16 protein-coding genes are annotated in these 15,116 nt (G+C 64.9%); 8 read left to right on the plus strand and 8 right to left on the minus strand.

Annotated elements, in window-relative coordinates:
- Nucleotides 1-39 precede the first annotated feature (39 nt).
- The gene (gene murB / locus AB1286_RS08040; RefSeq protein WP_430362763.1) at nucleotides 40-1,077 is read right to left on the minus strand and encodes a UDP-N-acetylmuramate dehydrogenase; all 1,038 of its coding nucleotides are present in this window, start codon (nucleotides 1,075-1,077) and stop codon (nucleotides 40-42) included.
- Nucleotides 1,078-1,295: 218 nt separating this feature from the next.
- Between murB and AB1286_RS08045 the strand changes: the two genes are divergently transcribed.
- Nucleotides 1,296-1,781, plus strand: a complete 486-nt coding sequence (locus AB1286_RS08045; protein ID WP_430362764.1) for a YajQ family cyclic di-GMP-binding protein — start codon at nucleotides 1,296-1,298, stop codon at nucleotides 1,779-1,781.
- A gap of 91 nt (nucleotides 1,782-1,872) precedes the next feature.
- Here AB1286_RS08045 and plsY read toward each other — a convergent pair whose 3' ends face one another.
- The 5 genes from plsY to queG form a co-directional block, all read right to left on the minus strand.
- On the minus strand, nucleotides 1,873-2,532 hold the full coding sequence (gene plsY, locus AB1286_RS08050) for a glycerol-3-phosphate 1-O-acyltransferase PlsY (protein ID WP_430362765.1): 660 nt from the start codon (nucleotides 2,530-2,532) through the stop codon (nucleotides 1,873-1,875).
- Nucleotides 2,533-2,608: 76 nt separating this feature from the next.
- Nucleotides 2,609-3,100: a Cys-tRNA(Pro) deacylase gene (gene ybaK / locus AB1286_RS08055; protein WP_430362766.1), complete on the minus strand. Its 492-nt coding sequence runs from the start codon at nucleotides 3,098-3,100 to the stop codon at nucleotides 2,609-2,611.
- Between the two features lie 57 nt (nucleotides 3,101-3,157).
- Nucleotides 3,158-4,135 (minus strand): site-specific tyrosine recombinase XerD, encoded by a 978-nt coding sequence (gene xerD / locus AB1286_RS08060; RefSeq protein WP_430362767.1) that lies wholly within the window; start codon nucleotides 4,133-4,135, stop codon nucleotides 3,158-3,160.
- Nucleotides 4,132-4,617, minus strand: coding sequence for a methylated-DNA--[protein]-cysteine S-methyltransferase (locus tag AB1286_RS08065; RefSeq protein WP_430362768.1), 486 nt, complete (start codon nucleotides 4,615-4,617; stop codon nucleotides 4,132-4,134). The genes xerD and AB1286_RS08065 overlap by 4 nt, the downstream gene beginning before the upstream one ends.
- Before the next feature lie 43 nt (nucleotides 4,618-4,660).
- Nucleotides 4,661-5,911, minus strand: a complete 1,251-nt coding sequence (gene queG, locus AB1286_RS08070; protein ID WP_430362769.1) for a tRNA epoxyqueuosine(34) reductase QueG — start codon at nucleotides 5,909-5,911, stop codon at nucleotides 4,661-4,663.
- Nucleotides 5,912-5,928: 17 nt separating this feature from the next.
- On the opposite strand from queG, the gene tsaE reads away from it, so the two are divergent.
- The 4 genes from tsaE (at nucleotide 5,929) to trxA (ending at nucleotide 9,948) form a co-directional block, all read left to right on the plus strand.
- On the plus strand, nucleotides 5,929-6,468 hold the full coding sequence (gene tsaE / locus AB1286_RS08075; RefSeq protein WP_430362770.1) for a tRNA (adenosine(37)-N6)-threonylcarbamoyltransferase complex ATPase subunit type 1 TsaE: 540 nt from the start codon (nucleotides 5,929-5,931) through the stop codon (nucleotides 6,466-6,468).
- A complete protein-coding gene (locus AB1286_RS08080) occupies nucleotides 6,450-8,051 on the plus strand; it encodes an N-acetylmuramoyl-L-alanine amidase (protein ID WP_430362771.1) in 1,602 nt (533 codons plus the stop codon). Before tsaE ends, AB1286_RS08080 begins: the two co-directional genes overlap by 19 nt.
- Nucleotides 8,052-8,147: 96 nt before the next feature.
- Nucleotides 8,148-9,041: a pirin family protein gene (locus AB1286_RS08085; RefSeq protein WP_430362772.1), complete on the plus strand. Its 894-nt coding sequence runs from the start codon at nucleotides 8,148-8,150 to the stop codon at nucleotides 9,039-9,041.
- A 58-nt stretch (nucleotides 9,042-9,099) separates the two neighbouring features.
- On the plus strand, nucleotides 9,100-9,948 hold the full coding sequence (trxA, locus tag AB1286_RS08090; protein ID WP_430362773.1) for a thioredoxin: 849 nt from the start codon (nucleotides 9,100-9,102) through the stop codon (nucleotides 9,946-9,948).
- 39 nt (nucleotides 9,949-9,987) lie between these two features.
- Here the strand turns inward: trxA and AB1286_RS08095 are convergent, their stop codons facing one another.
- Complete coding sequence (locus tag AB1286_RS08095; protein ID WP_430362774.1) at nucleotides 9,988-10,869, minus strand: tRNA threonylcarbamoyladenosine dehydratase; 882 nt, start codon at nucleotides 10,867-10,869, stop codon at nucleotides 9,988-9,990.
- A 181-nt stretch (nucleotides 10,870-11,050) separates the two neighbouring features.
- On the opposite strand from AB1286_RS08095, the gene pdxH reads away from it, so the two are divergent.
- The 3 genes from pdxH to AB1286_RS08110 all read left to right on the plus strand — a co-directional run bounded on the left by pdxH (nucleotide 11,051) and on the right by AB1286_RS08110 (nucleotide 14,282).
- Nucleotides 11,051-11,689, plus strand: a complete 639-nt coding sequence (gene pdxH / locus AB1286_RS08100) for a pyridoxamine 5'-phosphate oxidase (protein ID WP_430362775.1) — start codon at nucleotides 11,051-11,053, stop codon at nucleotides 11,687-11,689.
- Between the two features lie 150 nt (nucleotides 11,690-11,839).
- A complete protein-coding gene (locus AB1286_RS08105) occupies nucleotides 11,840-13,060 on the plus strand; it encodes a class I SAM-dependent methyltransferase (RefSeq protein WP_430362776.1) in 1,221 nt (406 codons plus the stop codon).
- Between the two features lie 37 nt (nucleotides 13,061-13,097).
- Nucleotides 13,098-14,282 (plus strand): DUF72 domain-containing protein, encoded by a 1,185-nt coding sequence (locus AB1286_RS08110; protein WP_430362777.1) that lies wholly within the window; start codon nucleotides 13,098-13,100, stop codon nucleotides 14,280-14,282.
- Nucleotides 14,283-14,327: 45 nt separating this feature from the next.
- Here AB1286_RS08110 and msrA read toward each other — a convergent pair whose 3' ends face one another.
- Nucleotides 14,328-14,879 (minus strand): peptide-methionine (S)-S-oxide reductase MsrA, encoded by a 552-nt coding sequence (gene msrA, locus AB1286_RS08115; RefSeq protein ID WP_430362778.1) that lies wholly within the window; start codon nucleotides 14,877-14,879, stop codon nucleotides 14,328-14,330.
- Between the last annotated feature and the right edge of the window lie 237 nt (nucleotides 14,880-15,116).

A 15,116-nucleotide genomic window follows, 5' to 3' on the forward strand; every position in this document is an offset into this window, starting at 1 on the left:
ACAACGCCGTACCGAACCGCCGCCGTCGTCATCGCCCTGTTAGACGACGACCGGCTCCGGTTCGAGCTGCACGCCAAAACGCGCACGCACGTCTTCCTGAATCGCGCGAGCCAACGCGAGCACTTCGGCGCCCGTCGCGCCGCCCCGATTGACGAGCACGAGCGCCTGGCGTTCGTGGACCGCTGCGCCGCCCATCGCTCGCCCTTTCCATCCGCACCGATCGATGAGCCAGCCGGCCGCCAGCTTCAGGCGCCCGTCGGCTTGCGGGTAGGACACGATTTGCGGCTCGCGGGCGCGCAACGCGTCGAACGTGGCCGCATCGACGACCGGATTCTTGAAAAAACTGCCCGCGTTGCCGAGGACGGCCGGATCCGGCAACTTCGCGCGGCGCACGGCGACCACGGCATCGAAAATCGCTTGCGGCGTGGCCGGCGCGCCGCTCGCTTCGATGGCGCGCGCGACGTCCGCATAGTCGGCGCGCGACGTCCACGCTTTCGGCAAGCGAAACGTCACGGCTGTAATCGCGAATCGATCGCGCCCTTCCCGCTTGAAAAAACTATCGCGGTAACCGAAACGGCATTGCGCCGCATCGAGCTCGACCGCCTCGCCGCTCGCCAATTCGATTGCACGCAGCGAATGGAAGCGTTCGGCCATCTCAAGGCCGTAGGCACCGATGTTCTGGATCGGCGCAGCGCCGACGGTGCCCGGAATCAACGCTAAATTCTCGAGCCCGGGGAAACCGTTCGCGAGCGTCCAGGCGACGAACCCGTGCCAGTTCTCTCCCGCGGCGGCCTCGACGTACCAGGCCTCGCCGTCTTCCCGCACGAGGCGTTTGCCCGCGAGCGCGACATGCAAGACGACCCCGTCGAAATCGCGCGTCAGCACGACGTTGCTACCGCCGCCGAGCACGAGATGCGGCGCGCCGCGCAAGCGGGGATCGCCCAACGCTGCGACAAATTGATCGGGCGTTTCGATGCGGCAAAACCACCGTGCGCGCGCATCGAAGCCAAACGTGTTGTAGGCACGCAGCGATTGGTCGGGTACAAGCACAAACGAATCAGGATCGGTCTGGGACATCGGCGAAAAGCGCGCTTGCGATGCAGCGTCGGGACAACCGTCGCACAATGCGACGTATCGCGCGGTACGGATGCAGCCCGGCGTTTTCTCGGAAGAAAGGCGTCGGTAAAATGGCGTTCGGTCGTGATTATAGCGAGTGCCCGCGACCGCGCGGGCACGCAAGCATGGATGCGTGCGGTCGATACCGCCGTTCAAAACTGAAGTCGGGAGAAATGAATATGCCGTCGTTTGATGTCGTCTGCGAAGCCAACATGGTCGAAGTCAAAAACACGATCGAGCAATCGAACAAGGAAATCTCAACGCGTTTCGACTTCAAAGGGTCGGACGCGCGCGTCGAGCAAAAGGAGCGCGAATTGACGATGTTCGCCGACGACGAGTTCAAGCTCGGTCAAGTCAAAGACGTGCTGCTCTCGAAAATGGCCAAGCGCAACGTCGACGTGCGCTTTCTCGATTACGGCAAAATCGAGAAGATCGGCGGCGACAAGGTCAAGCAGGTCGTGACGATCAAAAAGGGCGTGTCGGGAGATTTGGCCAAGAAGATCGTGAAGCTCGTGAAGGACAGCAAGATCAAGGTCCAGGCAAGCATTCAGGGGGACGCCGTACGTGTAACGGGCACCAAGCGCGACGATCTGCAAAGCGTCATCGCGATGCTGCGCAAAGACGTGACGGACACCCCGCTCGACTTCAACAACTTCCGCGACTGACGCGCGCCGCAGGCACGCCTCGCGCATCGCACGCGAGGCTGCCGCTAGCTAGGCGAGCGCGCCTCGCCCAGCCTATCGTGTGCGCATGCGCTCAACGCTTGCGTGCATGGGCCTCGCCCGTGCCGGGCTTCGCGGCGGCCTGCGCCCCGCCCTTCTTATCGCCGATCCGGCTTTCCGTGCCCGCGATCAGTTTCCCGATATTGGCGCGATGCCGCCAAACGAGCAGGGCGCTCATCGCGAACACCGACCACGCGATCTCGTTCTCGCCGAATAGGAAAATGTCGAATAGCGGCGCGAAAACGGCGGCCGCGAGCGCCGCAAGCGACGAATAGCGCAAGAAGAACGCGACGATGAGCCAAGTCAGCGCCGTGGAAAGGCCGAGCACCGGGTGAATCGCGAGCAGGACGCCGGCGGCCGTGGCCACCCCCTTGCCGCCCTTGAATTTGAAGAAGATCGGGTACAGGTGCCCGAGAAACACGGCGATCGCGGCCAGCGCAATCGCCGTATCGCCGAGGCCGAAGTGCGGACCGAAACGCGCGACGAGCCATACCGCCAGCCAGCCTTTGAACGCGTCGCCGAGCAGCGTCAGGATGGCCGCGGCCTTATTGCCGCTGCGCAGCACGTTGGTCGCGCCGGGGTTCTTCGATCCGTAGGAACGGGGATCGGCCAGCCCCATCGCGGCGCTGACGATCACGGCGAACGAGATCGATCCGATCAGATAGGCGGCAACGGTGGCGATCAACAATGACATAGAGGGGACTCTTTCTATCTACTTAGCGGGCAAACCGCGCAACGCGCGGGCGGCTCATTCTACCGAACGGTGCGGCTCAATCGACGCTCGCGCATTGAACGGGGCGCGCGTTCAGCAACGACGTCAAGGCGGACGGCGAAATACTGATCAGATAGCCGCGCCGTCCGCCGTTCAGATAAATCGAATCGAGTTCGAGGATGCTCGATTCGACATAGACGGGCATCGTCTTTTTCGTACCGAACGGCGATGTGCCGCCGATCAAGTAACCGGAATGCCGATTGGCGACCTCGGGCTTGCAGGGCTCGACGCGCTTCGCGCCGATCTGACGGGCGAGGTTCTTCGTCGAGACGGTGCGGTCGCCATGCATCAGAACGATCAGCGGCTTCGCGCTTTCGTCCTCCATGACGAGCGTCTTGACGACGCAATGTTCTTCCACACCGAGTTGACGCGCCGATTCCCCGGTCCCGCCATGTTCGACGTAGTCGTAAGGGTGCTCGCCGAAGCGCACGTCGTGGCGCCGCAGGAACTGCGTCGCCGGGGTCTCCGAAACATGTTTGCTTTTGCTCATCGGCGCATTGTAAGCGCAACCGTGCGCCCGTTCATCCGCCGTCTCGCCCAGCCGGCCTCATCCGCGCGGATGATGCGTCGCATGCAGCGTCTTCAAGCGCTCGCGCGCGACGTGCGTGTAGATCTGCGTCGTCGAGATGTCGGCATGCCCCAGCAACAGTTGCACGACGCGCAAGTCGGCCCCGTGATTGATGAGGTGCGTCGCGAATGCGTGCCGTAGCGTATGCGGCGAGAGGGGCGTTTGCACGTCTGCGGCACGCGCGTGACGCTTGATGATGTTCCAGAACTGCTGGCGCGTCATGCCTTCGCCGCGCGCCGTCACGAACAGCGCATCGGCCGCGCGCGCGCCCATGAGCGCCGGGCGCGCGTCGCGCAGATACCGCGCGATCCAGCCGTGCGCCTCTTCGCCGAACGGCACGAGGCGCTCTTTGGAGCCCTTGCCCATCACCCGCACGACGCCCTCGTTGAGCCCCACCTCCACGGTCTTGAGCGCAACGAGTTCGCTGACGCGCAAGCCGCTCGCATACATCAACTCGAGCATCGTGCGATCGCGCAAGCCGAGGGGCGTGTCGACGTCGGGAGCCGCCAACAGCGCTTCGACCTGTGCCTCGCTCAATGTCGACGGGAAACGCGGCGCCTGCTTCGCCGAGCGGATACGCATCGTCGGATCCACGCTCACGCGATGCTCGCGCAATGCCCAAGCGTAATAACGACGAAAGACCGAGAGCCTGCGATTCGCCGACGTCGGTTTGCCGTCGCTACGTGCCGCCAGATAGCCGTTGATGTGCCGCTCCGCCGCCGCATCGATGCCGGCGCCGTGCGTGCGCGCGAGCCAATCGGCGAAGAGCCGCAAATCCCGGCCATAGGCGTCGAGCGTATTGCGCGAGAGTCCGTGTTCGAGCCATAGCGCATCGCCGAACGTATCGATCGCGCGCACGTTGGCCGCTTGGAGCGCCAACACCGCCGGGTCGACCGGCGGCTCCTGCGACGGGACGGCCGGTGCCGCCACCTCGCTCGCTTCGTTCGTCTCGCTCATAACCCCAATGCCAGTTGCGTACTCTCGTGAGCGATGAGCCAGCGTTTCACGCGCGGATAAAAACCGTCGCCCGCATGATGCGAAAAACCGCCGAGGCCGTTCGCCGCCACCACGCGGTGGCAAGGCACGACGAGCGGGAACGGATTGTCGCCACATGCCTGCCCCACGGCTCGCGCCACACCGCCGACTTGCGCGGCGAGCGCGCCGTAGGTCAGCACGCTGCCGAGCGGGATCTCGCACATTGCCTGCCAGACGCGCCGTTGGAACGGCGTACCGGCCTCGGCGAGCGGCAAGTCGAACGGTGCGGCGGCATCGGCCAAATAACGCTCGATTTGCGCCACGGCCCGTTCGGCGATCGCCGAATCGGGCGCCCGAAACGGAACCGAATCTTCGAGATAGACGATCGAGCGCACGACGCCCGCGGCGGCATCGACTTCGATCCCCACTTTGCCGAACGGCGCACTCACGACGGCGTCGTACATCGATTCCCTCCGGTGGATGACAGCGGCTTTGACGCCCCGTAGCTTACGCCGCTTGCAGCGCCCAGTGCACGTGCTCGCGCACGAGCGGCGACGGATCCTCGGCGCGGGCGCGCAATGCGTCGACGATTGCCTCGCGCGCCGCCTCGCCGCCCGCCACCCGCTCGGCCCGCAAGGCATTGCCCATCGCCACCGCGAGATTGCGCAGCCATCGCTCATGGCCGATACGCCGGATCGCGCTGCCTTGCATGCGCGTATCGAACGCCTCGGCGCTCCAAGCGAACAGATCGACGAGCGTCGCCCGATCGAGTCCATGGCGCACGTCGAAGTCATCGACGGGCGCCGCCTGCGCGAATTTGTTCCAAGGGCAGACGAGTTGACAGTCGTCGCATCCATAGATGCGGTTGCCGATCAGCGGCCGCAAGGCTTCGGGTATGCTGCCCGCAAGCTCGATCGTCAGATAGGAAATGCAGCGGCGCGCGTCGACGCGATACGGGCCGACGATCGCCCCGGTCGGGCACGCGTCGATGCAGCGCGTGCACTGCCCGCAATGCGCTCCGGCCTCGCGCGTCGCACGCTCGGGCGCACTCTGCGCATCGGTCGGCAACGCGATGTCGACGTAGATTTCACCGAGAAAAAACATCGAACCCGCGTCGCGCTCGAGCAGCAGCGTGTGCTTGCCGCGCCAGCCGACGCCGGCCTTTTGCGCGAGCGCGACTTCCAGCACGGGAGCCGAATCGCTGAAGACGCGATAGCCGTAGGCGCCGATCGCGCCCTCGATGCGCTCGGCCAGATGCTGCAACCGCTGGCGCATCACCTTGTGGTAATCGCGCCCACGGGCATAGAGCGACACGATAGCCGTCGTCGGGTCGGCCAGACGCGCCAGTTCGCGCGCGCGCCAATCGCCGGCTTCGCCGTGCGGCGTGCCTGACGATGCGCTTTCATCGTGCCCTCGCGCGAGCGTAGCCGCAGGCAAATAGGCCATGCGCGCCGCAATCACGCGTCGCGTGCCGGCCACAAGCTCGGCCGGCCTCGCGCGTTTGGCGCCATGTTTGGCCATATAATCCATCTCGCCGTGGCAGCCCGCTTCGAGCCAAGCGAATAGCGCCGCTTCGGCATCCGACAAATCGGTGTCGCTGATGCCGACGGCCGAAAAGCCCAGCTCGAGGCCCCACGCTTTGATCTGTCGCGCAAGCGTCGCGAGCGCGATGTCGTCAAGGGGCTGCGTCGCGCTGCCCGCATCGGCCTCGCCGAGCGTGCGCGCGCCAAGGGCGGCCTGTTCCGGACTTCGTTTCATCCCGCTATTTTACGAGAATGCCCGCCGCGCCCGCACCGTCGTTTTTTCCGCCCGCGAAAGCGCTTCTCGAGCGTGTCTTTCCGCTCGACGATCTCGCGGCCACCGATGCGTTCGGCGAGCGTTTCGCGCATGCGATCGAGTACGTCCGCCAGCTTCCCGGCTTCACGGGGTTGCATGTGCAGCTATTGGGCGACCTCGGCGCGGGCAAAACCACGCTTGTGCGGGCGACGCTGGCCGGCCTCGGCCATAAAGGCCGCGTGCGCAGCCCGACCTACACGCTCGTCGAACCCTACGCGCTCGCACGCGAAGACGGGGAACTCGACCTCTATCATTTCGATCTTTACCGCTTTGCCGACCCGGCGGAGTGGGCCGATGCGGGCTTTCGCGAATATTTCGACGCGGGCGCGATCTGCCTCGTCGAATGGCCGCAAAAAGCCGGAACGCTGCTCGGCACGCCCGATCTCGTCTTCGCGCTCGAGCCTATCGACGACGACCGGCGCCGACTCGACGCCCGCGCATATAGCGAATCAGGAAAAGCATGTCTCGAAAGATGTTGATCAAGCCGTTCAAGTCGATCGAATCGGCGGCGACGGCGACGCATAACTGGCGCCGCCGCCAAATGCTGCGCGCGGGCGCATCGACGCTCGTGCTCGGGCTCGCATCGTCACTCGCATTGCCCCGCCTCGCGCTGGCCAGCTCGGTGCTCGGCGTGCGCGTCTGGCCGGCGCGCGACTACACGCGCGTCACGATCGAATCGGATCAACCGCTGCAAACGACGCAGCAACTGCTGCAAGGGCCCGACCGCCTCGTCGTCGATCTGAACGGTCTCGATCTCGACCAAGCGCTGCGCGACCTTGTCTCGAAGATCACGCCGAACGATCCGCAGATCCAAGCCGTCCGCGCGGGGCAATTCCAGCCCCATGTGGTGCGGCTCGTGTTCGACTTGAAGGGCTCGGTCAAGCCTCAGGTCTTTTCGTTGCCGCCCGTGGGCAGCTACCGCTACCGGCTCGTGCTCGACTTGTATCCCACGGTCGCGCCCGATCCGTTGATGGAATTGCTGGCCGAAACCGAGCGCAAGGAAAAGCGCCTGGATCAAAGCGCGCGCAGCGCCGACGCGCTGCAAACGCCGGCGCCGCTCGCCGGGCCGAACGCGGGACCGGCCTCGCCCCCGTCCCCGCCTGACAATAGCGATGCGTTCTTCGAGCGCTATGCGCAAAACACGCCGCAAGGCGACGCCGGCGGCCCGCCCACGCGGGGCGGCGCACCGAACGCAAGCGGTTCCGCTTCGCGCAAAACGCCGAAACCTTCCGCCGAACCGCCGACGCTCGCAGATCGCAAAAGCGGTCCGAATAAGAGCGACGGCGCCCCCCAAGACGGTCTCGACGGCGGCGATACCTACGCCTTCACGACGCCGAAATCGGGTAAAACCGTGCGTCTACTCACCGTCGCGATCGATCCGGGCCACGGCGGCGAGGACCCGGGCGCAATCGGCAGCGCCGGCACCTACGAAAAGCATATCGCCCTCGATGTCGCCAAAAAATTGCGCGCGCTGATCGATGCGCAGCCGAACATGCGCTCGATGATGACGCGCGACGCCGATTTCTTCGTCCCGCTCAACGTACGCGTGCAAAAGGCGCGACGCGTCGGCGCCGATCTGTTCGTCTCGATCCACGCCGACGCCTTCACCACGCCCGAGGCGCGGGGCTCGTCGGTCTTCGCGCTGTCCGAGCACGGTGCGACGAGCGCCGCGGCCCGCTGGATGGCCAATAAGGAGAATTCGTCCGACTTGATCGGCGGGATCAACGTGAAGACGCAGGACGAAACGGTCAACCGCGCGCTGTTCGACATGTCGACGACGGCGCAGATCCGCGACTCGCTGCGCTACGGCAATTTCGTACTCAAGGAAGTGGGCGAGATCAACAAGCTGCACAAGGGTTCGGTTGAGCAAGCAGGCTTTGCCGTCCTGAAAGCGCCCGATATCCCGTCGATCCTCGTCGAAACGGCGTTCATCAGCAATCCGGACGAAGAAAAGCGTTTGAACGACGACAGCTACCGCAGCGAGATGGCGAGCGCCATCCTCAAAGGCATCAAGCGTTACTTCGCGGCCAATCCGCCGCTGGCGAAGAACCGCATGGCATGACGCTGCGCGCGGCCCGTGCGGCGAAGCACGGGCCGAGGCGGCGGATCGACGAGCCGAAGTACAATGGTCCGCCCCAATCCCCGTAGGGAGTGCGCCGTGCCGACATCCGTAAAAGCCATCCTCAAGCCGACGCAGCGCGACATCGGCAGCCTCTTGGTTCGCCGCGTCCTACCGGCGCTTGCGGCCAGGCTCGTCGGCCCTTTCATCTTTTTCGATCACATGGGGCCCGCCACGTATGCGCCGGGCACGGGTGTCGACGTTCGCCCGCATCCGCACATCGGGCTGGCCACCGTCACCTATCTATTCGAAGGCGCGATGCTCCACCGCGACAGCATCGGCTCCGTGCAAAAAATCACGCCCGGGGACGTCAATTGGATGACGGCCGGCCGCGGCATCGTTCACTCCGAGCGTACGCCCGACGAAGAGCGGCGGCGCGGCCAGGTGATGCACGGCATTCAAACGTGGGTGGCGCTGCCGCTCGCGCACGAAACCGACGAACCGTCGTTCGAACACCATGTCGCCGCGACGCTGCCGCAAACGGAACGCAACGGCGTCACGCTCACCGTCATCGCCGGCAGCGCCTTCGGCTTGCAAGCCCCGACGCGCACCTACTCCCCCACGCTCTACGTCGCGGCGAACTTCGCCCCCGACGGTGCGCTCGCGCTCACGCCCGAGCATGAGGAGCGCGGCGTCTATCTCGTCGACGGCGACCTATCGATCGACGGCGAACCGCTCGAGCTCCACCACATGGCCGTCCTCGTGCCCGGGGAGACGGCGACGCTCGCCAGCCGTGCCGGCGCGACGGTGATGTTGCTCGGCGGCGCGAAACTCGAAGGCGAACGGTTCATCGAATGGAATTTCGTGGCGAGCTCGCGCGAGAAGATCGCCGAGGCTAAAGCCGCGTGGGCAGCGCAGGCGATGGGCAAGGTACCCGGCGAGACGGAATGGATTGCGCTGCCGGAGCGCGCAGCGAAGCCGCCGCAAGGTTGAAATGGCGCGAGCCGCACCCATCTGCACCCATGCAAACCATTGAGGCATTGAGGAAGCGATGAACACCACCCTGGCTACCTTTGAAAAAGACGTAATCGACGCCTCGGCCGTCGCACCCGTGTTGGTCGATTTTTGGGCGCCGTGGTGCGGCCCGTGCAAGTCCCTCGGCCCGATGCTCGAGAAGCTCGAGCAGGAGTACAGCGGCCGCTGGCGGCTCGTCAAAGTGAACGTCGACGAAAATCAGGAGCTCGCCGCGCACTTCCAAGTGCGCAGCATCCCGCACGTCGTGGCGTTCGCGGGCGGCCGGCCCGTCGATCAATTCACGGGCGTGCTGCCCGAAAGCCAATTGCGCGCATTTATCGACCGGCTCGTGCCGGATCCGGCGCAAGCCGAACATCGCACGGCGCTGTACGCGTTGGAACAAGGCGAACGCGACGTCGCGCGCGACCATTTGCAAGCGGCGTTGGCGCTCGATCCCGGTTTCGACGAAGCGCGGCTCGATTTGATCGAGCTGTTGCTCGACGAGGAGCAGGTGGAGGACGCGCGCCGCGAGGCCGAATTGCTCTCGCCGAAGACGACGCAAGGCATCGACGCGCGCTATAACGCGCTGAAGACCCGCCTGGATGCGCTCGATGCAGCCACGGATTTGCCGCCGACCGACGCGCTCGAGGCCGCGGTCGCAGCCGATCCCGCCAACTTGCAGGCGCGCTTCGACTTGGCCAATGCGTTGATCGCGCGCCGCGCTTACGAACCGGCGCTCGAGCACCTGCTCGAAATCGTCAAACGCGATCGTTCGTTCGAGGACGACGCGGGCCGCAAGACGATGCTCTCGGTCTTCGATTTGGCGGCGCACCGCCCGGAGCTCGTCTCGCAATGGCGCCGTAAGCTCAGCGCCGCCCTCTACTGACCTGACGCACACACCGCCGGCCGAGCGGCCGGCGGCCGCTCAGCGGGGCGCTTTCGCCAATGCGCGCAACACGTGTGCGGCGGCCGCGAAGCCGAAACTCGCCGTCACGCATACGCTGGAGCCGAAGCCCGCGCAATTGAGCCCTACGGGGCCGGCGGGCCCTGCGTGCCCGGCCGACGTGTTCAGGTGCTGGGCGACGTCGTCCATATCGCAGACGGCCGCCTCGGGGTAGATGAGCGGCTCGTCGGAGTAGACGGCGCTCACCTTGAATTTCGCTTTGGGTCCGCGGGCAAATCCGTGCTGCTTGCGCAACTGCGCCCGCACCTTGGACAGCAGCGGGTCCTGGATCGTCAAAGCGAGATCGTCGATCCGGATACGCGTAGGATCGAGTTGCCCGCCCGCCCCGCCCACCGTGATGAGCGGCTGCCCATGCTCGACGCACCATGCGATGAGCGCGGTTTTCGTGCGCACACTGTCGATGGCGTCGACGACGTAGTCGAACCCGCCGCCGAGTAGCGACTCGAAGTTCTCCGCCTCGACGAAATCCTCGACGCGGCGTACCTCGCAGGCCGGATCGATGAGCGCGATGCGCTCCGCCATCGCATCGACCTTGGGCTTGCCGTAATTGCCGTTCAGCGCGTGAACTTGCCGATTCGTGTTGCTTTCGGCGACATTATCGAGGTCGATCAGCGTCAGCTTGCCGATCGCGCTTCGGGCCAGCGCCTCCGCCACCCACGAACCCACGCCGCCGATCCCGATGACCGCCACGTGCGCACGTTCGAACGCCGCGAGTGCGGCGTCGCCGTACAGCCGCGCGATGCCGCCGAACCGGCGAGCGCGATCGATCTCGTCGACGTGGTCTACGGCACCCGGTGCGGGCGTAACGTCGGCGGGGATCTCGGTGGCGCTAGGACTGGACATGTTGCGTGTAATTCATACGAGCGAAGCCTATATTTTGCCTCATCGAACGGGAATGCAGCCGGCAGCCTCGCGCGCCGTCTGCCCGTGGGCGGGCGAACGCGCATTGCGGCTACGCGACACGCGGCACGTTTCTCGCAGGTTAGCTATACTGACCCCGACTGTGTAGCGGTCGCATAACAACATGACTACCCTCGCCGATCTCCGTAAAGACTATGCACGCGGCTCACTCGATGAAACGAGTGTCGATGCCGACCCGATCCGCCAATTCGACGCCTGGTTCAAACAGGCGCTGGACGCGCGGCTGCCCGAACCCAATACGATGACGCTCGCCACCGTCGACGCGCGCGGCTATCCGTCCGCGCGAATCGTTCTCATCAAGGGAGTGGACGAACGCGGCTTCGTGTTTTTCACGAACTACGAAAGCCGTAAGGGGCTGGACCTAGCGGCCAACCCGCATGCGTGCTTGCTGTTCTATTGGATCGAGCTCGAACGTCAAGTGCGGGTCGAAGGAACCGTCGTCAAGACGAGCGCCGAAGATAGCGACGCGTATTTCAATTCGCGCCCGCTCGGCTCGCGGATCGGCGCTTGGGCGTCGGACCAAAGCCGGCCGATCGAGAGCCGTGCGCTGCTCGAAGCCCGCGAGAAATCGTTCGCCGAGCGCTTCGGCGAGGCGCCGCCTCGGCCGCCGCACTGGGGCGGCTATCGCCTCGTGCCCGAAACCATCGAATTTTGGCAAGGCCGCCCGTCGCGGTTACACGACCGAATCCTCTATACACGCCAGAGCGCCGAGACCTGGCGCATCTCGCGACTTTCGCCTTGATGGCGAGCTGACGCGCCAGCGCCCGCCGCGCCGGTTTTGCCGGGGCGGCGGGCTCGACCGTCTGTGCAAGAACACGCCGCCCGCGCCGAACGCGCGTGCGGGCGGCTGCTTTGCTCTGCTTTGCATTTTCAACGTCAACGGAGAAAACGCATGTTCTGGGAGAAAAAGCTGGCGCAGTGGGTGGACGACGTGCGCAACAAGACGAACTTGCCGGCCAGGCTCGTCTTATGGAATGGACAACAACTCGATTTCGGCAGCTTCGCGGCGCCGCAAGTGACGCTCAAGGTCAATTCGGCCTCGGCGTTGCCGCTCCTGCTCGAGCCGAGCCTCGACAACCTCGGCGAAGCCTACGTGAAAGGCAAAATCGACATCGAGGGCAAACTTTCCGACATCATCTCGATCGGTTACTCCCTCGCCCGGAGTACCGTCACTAGCGCAAGCAAGCTCGCCCGCGTGCGGCGCTATTTCAATCACACGAAGAACTCCGACAAGAAAGCGATTCAGTACCACTACGACGTGTCGAACGAGTTCTACAAGCTGTGGTTGGACGATAACATGGTTTATTCGTGCGCCTACTTCGAAAACGGCGACGAGACGCTCGACGCGGCGCAGGTCAAGAAGATCGACCACATCTTGAGAAAAATCCAGCTGCAACCGGGTCAGCGCCTGCTCGACATCGGCTGCGGCTGGGGCGCCCTCGTCTTGCGCGCGGCGAGCCGGTTCGGCGCCCAGTGCGTGGGCGTTACGCTATCGCAGAACCAATTCGATCTCGCCACCGCACGCGTCAAAGCCGCAGGGCTTACCGATCGGATCGAGATCCGGTTGCAAGACTACCGCGACATCGACGGGCAATTCGATCGCATCACGAGCGTGGGGATGTTCGAGCACGTCGGACGCAAGAACCTGCCCGAGTACTTCGGCAAAATCCGCGAATTGCTGACTGAAGACGGCATCGCGATGAATCACGGCATTACGTCCACCGACTACGACAGCGGCGAAACCGCGCTCGGCGGCGGCGAGTTCATCGATCGATACGTCTTCCCCGACGGCGAACTGCCCCACGTCAGCCTAGCCCTGGAGTCGATGCAGCGCGGCGGACTCGAGCCTGTCGACGTCGAAAGCTTGCGGCGCCATTACGCGCGTACGCTCGAGATCTGGACGGAGAACTTCGAGCGGCATAGCGAGACGTTGAAAACGCTCGTCGAGGACGAAAAGTTTCGGATTTGGCGCGTCTACTTGGCCGGCTGCGCCTATGCATTCGAAAACGACGACGTCTCCCTGTTCCAAATCGTGTGCCGCAGGGCGGGACGCAGCGCCCAAACGTTGCCTTGGTCGCGCCGCTACATGTACGATCGGCCGCTCGACGCATAGCGCGCACTTGGACCCTCTCGCGAGGGTCCGGCAACCGATGGCAGCCAGCAAAGACGACTCGCAATTCGACCTATTCGGCGATATGGACGCCGCCTCGCCGGCGGCGGCACCCGAGGCCGAGCAATCCGACTCGAACGCCGGCGGCGAAACCCGCGAAACCGGCGAAACCGGCGAAAGCGCCACGCCCAAGCGCGGCCGCCGTGCACGGGCCGTACTCGCCGCGCCCGCTTCGCCCGACGTGCTCGAGTGGGCAAGCGCCTTGCCGCCGCAAGTCCGGTTGGGCACCTCGTCGTGGTCGTTCCCGGGATGGGAGGGGATCGTCTACGGGGAAGCCTACAGCGATTCGAAGCTCGCCCGCGACGGACTCGCGGCGTACGGCGCGCATCCGCTGCTGCGCACCGTCAGCATCGACCGTTCGTTTTACGCACCGCTTTCAGTCGCCGACTATCTGCGTTACGCGCAACAGGTTCCCGATGGTTTCCGCTTCGTCGTCAAAGCCCCCGCTTCGGTGACCGATGCGACGCTGCGGGCCGAACGCGGCGAGCCGATCGCCGACAATCCCTGCTTTCTCGACGCGCAACTCGCGACCCGTGAGTTCGTCACGCCGTGTCTCGAAGGCTTGGGGGCGAAAGCCGGCTCGCTGGTTTTCCAATTCCCGCCGCTGCCCGAGCGCATCCTGGCCGACCCGCTCGGCTTCGTCGAACGGCTCGGCGCGTTTTTCGACGCGCTGCCGCCGCTGCCGGCATCGACATCGGACGACGGCAGCCCCTGTTACGCGCTGGAGATTCGAGACGCCTGCCTGCTGACGCCTCGGCTCATCCGCATGCTGCGCGAGCGCGGGGTGCGGTACTGCGTTGGACTCCATGCCCGCATGCCGGATCCGCTCAGGCAAGCGGCCGCGCTTGCGCTGCTCGACGGCGAGGCCCCGAGCGGGCCGCTCGTCGTGCGTTGGAGTCTGCACGGGGGCTTCAAGTATGAGCAGGCGAAGGCGAAGTACGAACCGTTCAACCGGATCGTCGACGAAGACCCGGCCACCCGTTCGGCATTGGCCGAGCTTGCCGCACGGTATGCCATTGCGGGACAGCCGGTGCTCATCGTGACCAATAACAAGGCCGAGGGCTCGGCCCCGCTCACCTGCTTGGGACTTGCGCGCGAGATCGCCGCGGCGTGCGCGCGGCTGCGGGAAGAAGCCGCCCCGGCGCACGCGGGCGACTCGGATTGAGCGCACCGGCCGGGCACGCGCCACGCGCACCCGGTCGGCACAATGCTAGGCGCCCGGACGCATCCAGCTTGCGAACTTCGCGCGGAACTTCGCCACTTTCGGCGCCACGACGAAGGCGCAATAGCCCTGCTCGGGGTGCTGCGCGAAGTAACGCTGGTGGTAGGCCTCCGCCGGCCAATAGTTACCGTTAAGCGGCTCGACCTTCGTGACGATCGGCGCATCGAACACCGCTTCGCGCTCGAGTTCGCGGATCGACTCCAAGGCGATCTCGCGCTGCCGGTCGCCGTCCGTGTAGATAACGGAGCGGTACTGATCGCCGACGTCGTTACCCTGCCGGTTCAACTGGGTCGGATCGTGGATGGAGAAAAAAATCTTCAGGACCTCGTGATAGCTGATCCGTGCCGGATCGAACTCGACTTTCACCACTTCGGCGTGGCCGGTACCGCCATCGCAGACTTGCTCGTAGGTCGGCTGCGCGACGTTACCGCCCGCGTAGCCGGATTCGACGCTGGTTACGCCCTCGACGTCGAGATAAACGGCTTCGAGACACCAGAAGCACCCGCCGCCCAGCGTCGCGGTTTCGGTTGTCTGACTCATGGCTTTCGCTCTCCTCATTTTTGCTCGACATTTCGGCAATGCGCCCAATCTGCGCACTACGCTCAGAGAGAGTAGCTTAGTGCGTTTTCGCACAAGATGTCAGCCAATGCGAATGGCAGGCCGGCCAGCGGGCGCAAGTTGTGCATGACGACATCGACCGATGCCGATTCAATTAAAATCTGCGCTACTCGCAACTTACGCCGAACCTTCGATCTTGGACCTTTCCCTTTCCGCCGC

Source organism: Trinickia sp. NRRL B-1857 (genome assembly GCF_050470685.1).
Classification (GTDB): Bacteria; Pseudomonadota; Gammaproteobacteria; order Burkholderiales; family Burkholderiaceae; genus Trinickia.